Genomic DNA, 5,357 nt, shown 5'->3' on the forward strand with positions numbered 1-5,357 from the left:
AATGGCCGGATAAATCGCGATGCGCGAGTACGAGTTCCTCGATTTGGCTGGGGAACACGTTGACCCCGCGGATGATCAGCATGTCGTCGGTCCGCCCGGTCACCTTTTCCATCCGCCGCATGCTGCGGGCGGTGCCGGGTAGGAGCCGGGTCAGGTCGCGGGTGCGGTAGCGGATCGCGGGACTGGCTTCCTTGGTGAGCGAGGTGAACACCAACTCGCCCAATTCGCCATCCGGCAGCACCTTGCCGGTCTCCGGATCAATCACCTCGGGATAGAAATGATCTTCCCAGATGTGCAGGCCGTCCTTGGTCTCCAGGCATTCCTGCGCGACGCAGGGACCGATCACCTCCGACAGTCCGTATATATCTGTCGCGTCCATGTCGAACGCGTCCTCGATTTCGGCGCGCATCGCGTTGGTCCACGGCTCGGCGCCGAAAATGCCGATTTTCAGGGAGCATTGGCGCGGGTCCAGCTTCTGGCGCCTGAACTCATCCAGGATCGCCAGCATGTAGCTTGGCGTCACCGTGATGATGTCGGGCTTGAAATCGTTGATGAGCTGCACCTGCCGCTCGGTCATGCCGCCGGAAATCGGCACCACCGTACAGCCGAGCTCTTCGGCGCCGTAGTGCACGCCGAGGCCGCCGGTGAACAGGCCATAGCCATAGGCGTTGTGGATGACCATGCCGGAGCGCCCGCCCGCGGCGCGGATCGAGCGCGCCATCACGTTCGACCACGTCGCAATGTCGGCCTTGGTGTAGCCGACCACGATCGGCTTGCCCGTCGTGCCCGAGGAGGCATGCACGCGCACGAGTTTTTCGCGCGGTACCGCGAACATGTTGAACGGGTAATTGTCGCGCAGGTCCGTCTTCACCGTGAACGGAAATTTCGCCAGATCGGCGAGCTCCTTGAAGTCGTCCGGATGAACGCCGGCCTTGTCGAAGGCGTTCTTGTAATGCGCGACATTGTCGTAGGCGTGCCTGAGCGACCACGCAAGGCGCTTGCTCTGCAGAGCCATGATGGCGTCGCGCGAAGCGCGTTCGGTGTCGTCCATCTCGGGTAAGTAGCCGTCCGTGGACTTGAGTCTTGGTGAAGCCATGGTGTTGTCTCTTGGCGTTTCCACTAGGTCGTTTGCTCTGATCGGTTGTTATTATTGTCCCATGTGCCCGGTACCAGCGTGCCCCCGATGATGCGCGAATGGCCGCGGAACTCGGCGATCACCACATCACCAGCGGTGACGCGGACATCGTAGATTCCGGAGCGGCCAGATTTCGATACTTCGCGCGCCGTGGCAACGAGCCTGTCACCGAGCTTGCCCGGACGGATGAAAGTGATGCTGCCCTGCGCTGCCACCGCGCGCTCGTTGTGCGAGTTGCAGGCAAAGGCGAAGGCGGAATCGGCGAGCGTGAATATGAAGCCGCCATGCGCGATGTTGTGGCCGTTGACCATACCCGGCCGGATGGTCATCGCCAGCGTCGCCTCGCCGCTTTTCACGTCGACGATCGTCATGCCGAGCCCCTGGCTCGCTTGATCGTCCTTCCACATCGCCTCCGCGCAGGCGCGCGCCAGATCGTCAGACGACGGACTTGTCGTGACGTTCATGGCTCGCTCGCGATCGCGGGGGATTTTCTTACCTCACGCACGTCTCTCTCCCCGGTTCGGTCGGACCCTTCAACGGGCCTCTTGCGACGGCAAAAACCCCTTCCGCCAATCCTCACATGTGATCGTAGTCGACGACGACCCTCTCCGTGATCGGCTTGGCCTGGCAGGTCAGGATGAAGCCGGCTTTTAACTCCCACGGTTCCAGCGAATAGTTCAACTCCATCTCCGCCCTGCCCTCCACGAGCTTGGCGCGGCAGGTCGAACACATGCCGCCCTTGCAGGCAAAGGGCAGATCGACGCCGCCGCGCAGCGCCGCGTCCAGGATTGCCTCGCCCTCGGCGACCGGCACCTCGCGCCGCTTGCCGTCAATGATCAGCGAGGCAAACGCCTTCGCCGGCGCAGCGACCGGAACGATCGCCTTGGGGCGCGGCTTGCCTCCGAGCCCAGACACGAAACGCTCGACGTGAATCCTGTCTTCGGCGATGCCAAGCGTACGACAGGTCGCTTCGATCTCCTCGCTCATCCCGGTCGGTCCGCAGACGAACACATGGTCGATGGTTTCGGCCGGCACCATCGCCCGCAACAGCACTTTCACCTTCTCGGCGTCCAGCCGGCCTTCGAGAATCGGGATGTCCTGCTCCTCGCCGGAGATCACGTGAAACACCGAGAGACGGTCGAGGTAGCGGTCCTTGAGCTCTTCCAGCGCTTCGCGAAACAGCATGCCCGCGGTGGTGCGATTGCCATAGAACAGGAAGAAGCGGCTGTTTGGCTCGCGCGCCAGCACCGTCTTCACGATCGACAGGATCGGCGTAATACCGCTGCCCGCGGCAAACCCCACATGAATGCGCGCCTCCGCAGGCCTTGGCGTCACACCGAAGCGGCCGGTCGGCGTCATTACGTCGAGTTCGTCGCCGCACTTCAATTCGTCCGCGGCCCAGCTCGAAAACGCGCCGCCATCGATGCGCTTGACCGCAATGCGCAGTTCGCCGTCGTCGGGACCGGAACAGATCGAATAGGAGCGCCTGACCTCCTCGCCGTCCATGGTCGTGCGCAGCGTCAGATACTGGCCGGGCGCGAAGTGATAGTCATCGGCAAGGTCTTTTGGGATCGCAAAGGTCAGCGACACCGCGTCGGCCGATTCACGGCGCACGCCGTTGATCTTGAGACGATGAAAGCGGGGCGTAAGGGACATCAGTGCTCCCCCAACGTCATTGCGAGGCGCGAAGTGACGAAGCAATCCAGAATCTTTGCCGCGGAGACAGTCTGGATTGCTTCGCGGAGCCCGTCATCCGGCCGCGCTTTGCGCGGACCGGGTGGCTCGCAATGACATGTCTTCATCATCATACGTCCATTAATGGCACTTGAAATAATCGAATGGCTCGCGACAGCTCTTGCAGCGCCATAGCGCCTTGCAGGCGGTCGAGCCGAACTCGGACAGCAGCTCGGTCTCCTCTGAACGGCATCGCGGGCAGCCTACCTGCTGCACGCCGAACAGCGCGCGGCGTGAGCTCGCGGCACGCGGCGGCGCGATGCCATAGGCGGCGAGCTTGCGGCGTCCCTCCTGGCTCATCCAGTCCGTGGTCCAGGCCGGCGACAGCACGGTCCGCACCTTTGCCTCGGCAAAGCCGGCGTTCTCCAGCGCGAGGGCGATTTCCACCGCGATCATGTTCATCGCCGGGCAGCCGGAATAGGTCGGCGTGATTGCGATCTCGACGCGCCCGTCTTTGACGTCGACCTCGCGCAGCACGCCGAGATCGGCGATCGTGAGAACCGGGATCTCCGGATCGACCACAGCAGCGGCGGCGTCCCAGGCGCGCTGCCGAAGCACGCTGTCACTCTCGGCCGCGATCACCATGAGACACCCGGAAAGGTCCGCTGCATGTATTGCAGCTCGCTCAGAAGATGGCCGAGATGCTCGCTGTGGCGGCCGCTCCGCCCGCCCTGCTGCATCCAGTCGCTTTGAGGCAGGCGCAATGTGGCTTCGTCAATCACGCGCGAGACGGTCGCCAGCCACACGTCTTTTAGAGTTACAGGATCGATGACGGTGCCGCCGTCAATCAGGCTGCGCTCGCCGTCGTCGACGGCAAACATCTCGCCGGTGAAGGACCAGAGATCGTCGATCGCCGCCTGGGCCCGTGCGTGACTTTCCTCGGTCCCGTCACCGAGCCGGATCACCCACTCGGAGGCATGCCGCAGGTGATATGCGCTCTCCTTCTCGGATTTTGCCGCGATCGCGGCGAGCGTCGCATCGTTCGACGCCATCATCGCGCGCCAGTAGGGATCGCCGAATGCGGAGTAGAAGAGCTGACGCACGATTGTATGGGCGAAATCGCCGTTCGGCTGCTCCGCCAGCAGCAGGTTCTGGTACTGGCGGACATCGCGGAGATAGGCGAACTTGTCCTCGTCATTGCCCCTCCCTTCGACCGCAGCCGCATAGGCATAGAGCTCGCGCGCCTGCCCGATCAGGTCGAGCGCAATGTTGGAGAGCGCCATGTCTTCTTCCATGGCAGGCGCATGCCCGCACCATTCCGACAGACGGTGAGCGAGGATCAATGCATCGTCGGCGCGCCGCAGTGTGTAGAGCACCAGCGGTGTTTCGGAAACCAGGATTGACGGCGTTGCCATTGCTTCACACCTGCTGCGTGGGCGGTCGTTCGTCATTGCGAGCCAGCCGGTCCGCGCAAAGCGCGGCCGGATGACAGAATCCGCGAAGCAATCCAGACTGCCTCCGTGGAAAGATTCTGGCTTGCTTTGTCGCCTCGCTCCTCGCAATGACGGTCACATATGTCCGACCTCCTCCGGCACGTCGTAGAACGTCGGATGCCGGTAGATCTTGGATTCCGCGGGCTCGAACATCATGCCCTTCTCCGCCGGGTCGGACGCGGTGATCGCGCTCGACGGGACCACCCAGATCGACAGGCCCTCGCCGCGGCGCGTAAAAATGTCACGCGCGGCCTGCAGCGCCATGGTGGCATCGCTGGCATGCAGCGAGCCGCAGTGCTTATGAGCGAGTCCGTTGCGGCTGCGAATGAAGACTTCCCACAGCGGCGTATTCGGTGTGGTCATTCCAACTCTCCTGACCCTATTCAGCGGCCTGCGCGGTCTGTCGAAGCTTGCGCTTGGCTGCATAGGCGGCCGCCGCCTCGCGCACCCAGGCGCCCTCGGCGTGAGCCTTGCGCCGCGCCGCCATGCGGTCCCTGTTGCACGGGCCGTTGCCGGCCAGCACCTGCTTGAACTCGGTCCAATCGATCTCGCCATAGATCCAGTGCCCGTCAGCATCCTGCTTCAGGGCAGGATCGGGAATGGTGAGGCCGAGATACTGCGCCTGCGGCACCGTGGCATCGACGAACTTTTGGCGCAGCTCGTCATTCGAGAAGCGTTTGATCTTCCACCGCGTCGAGGTGTCGGAGTGCTGGCTCGTCTTGTCCGGCGGGCCGAACATCATCAGCACCGGCCACCACCAGCGGCTCAGGGCGTCCTGCGCCATCGCCTTCTGCTCGGCCGAGCCGCGGCACAGCGTCAGCATGATCTCGTAGCCCTGGCGCTGATGAAACGATTCCTCCTTGCAGACGCGGATCATTGCGCGCGCGTAAGGCCCATAGGAACAGCGACACAACGGAATCTGGTTCATGATGGCAGCGCCATCGACCAGCCAGCCGATCACGCCGATATCGGCCCAGGTCAGCGTCGGATAGTTGAAGATCGATGAATATTTGGCCCTGCCGGCGAGCATCGCGTCGACCAGTTCCTCGCGCGAG

At 63.2% G+C, this 5,357-nt stretch carries 7 protein-coding genes; all 7 read right to left on the reverse strand.

Going from position 1 to position 5,357, the window contains the following annotated elements; translation table 11 throughout:
* Positions 1–1,096 (reverse strand): phenylacetate--CoA ligase PaaK (gene paaK / locus JOZ76_RS11625; protein ID WP_291698772.1); only part of this gene is annotated, 1,096 nt, incomplete at its 3' end.
* Between the two features lie 23 nt (positions 1,097–1,119).
* The gene (gene paaI / locus JOZ76_RS11630; protein WP_291698773.1) at positions 1,120–1,599 is read right to left on the reverse strand and encodes a hydroxyphenylacetyl-CoA thioesterase PaaI; all 480 of its coding nucleotides are present in this window, start codon (positions 1,597–1,599) and stop codon (positions 1,120–1,122) included.
* Positions 1,600–1,711: 112 nt separating this feature from the next.
* A complete protein-coding gene (gene paaE, locus JOZ76_RS11635) occupies positions 1,712–2,791 on the reverse strand; it encodes a 1,2-phenylacetyl-CoA epoxidase subunit PaaE (protein ID WP_291698774.1) in 1,080 nt (359 codons plus the stop codon).
* A gap of 159 nt (positions 2,792–2,950) precedes the next feature.
* On the reverse strand, positions 2,951–3,454 hold the full coding sequence (gene paaD / locus JOZ76_RS11640) for a 1,2-phenylacetyl-CoA epoxidase subunit PaaD (RefSeq protein ID WP_291698775.1): 504 nt from the start codon (positions 3,452–3,454) through the stop codon (positions 2,951–2,953).
* The gene (gene paaC / locus JOZ76_RS11645) at positions 3,448–4,224 is read right to left on the reverse strand and encodes a 1,2-phenylacetyl-CoA epoxidase subunit PaaC (protein ID WP_291698776.1); all 777 of its coding nucleotides are present in this window, start codon (positions 4,222–4,224) and stop codon (positions 3,448–3,450) included. The genes paaD and paaC overlap by 7 nt, the downstream gene beginning before the upstream one ends.
* Before the next feature lie 153 nt (positions 4,225–4,377).
* Positions 4,378–4,665, reverse strand: coding sequence for a 1,2-phenylacetyl-CoA epoxidase subunit PaaB (gene paaB / locus JOZ76_RS11650; RefSeq protein ID WP_291698777.1), 288 nt, complete (start codon positions 4,663–4,665; stop codon positions 4,378–4,380).
* Positions 4,666–4,681: 16 nt separating this feature from the next.
* On the reverse strand, positions 4,682–5,357 hold a 676-nt coding region (gene paaA / locus JOZ76_RS11655; RefSeq protein ID WP_291698778.1), incomplete at its 5' end, for a 1,2-phenylacetyl-CoA epoxidase subunit PaaA.

The sequence above is a fragment of the Bradyrhizobium sp. genome, assembly GCF_019244115.1.
In the GTDB taxonomy this organism is placed as follows: Bacteria; Pseudomonadota; Alphaproteobacteria; order Rhizobiales; family Xanthobacteraceae; genus Bradyrhizobium.

What these genes read in the sequence shown, in the direction of transcription:
- paaI (WP_291698773.1), bottom strand. Translation starts at nt 1,599, where the DNA reads ATGAACGTCACGACAAGTCCGTCGTCTGACGATCTGGCGCGCGCCTGC.
- paaE (WP_291698774.1), bottom strand. Translation starts at nt 2,791, where the DNA reads ATGTCCCTTACGCCCCGCTTTCATCGTCTCAAGATCAACGGCGTGCGC.
- paaD (WP_291698775.1), bottom strand. Translation starts at nt 3,454, where the DNA reads ATGGTGATCGCGGCCGAGAGTGACAGCGTGCTTCGGCAGCGCGCCTGG.
- paaC (WP_291698776.1), bottom strand. Translation starts at nt 4,224, where the DNA reads ATGGCAACGCCGTCAATCCTGGTTTCCGAAACACCGCTGGTGCTCTAC.
- paaB (WP_291698777.1), bottom strand. Translation starts at nt 4,665, where the DNA reads ATGACCACACCGAATACGCCGCTGTGGGAAGTCTTCATTCGCAGCCGC.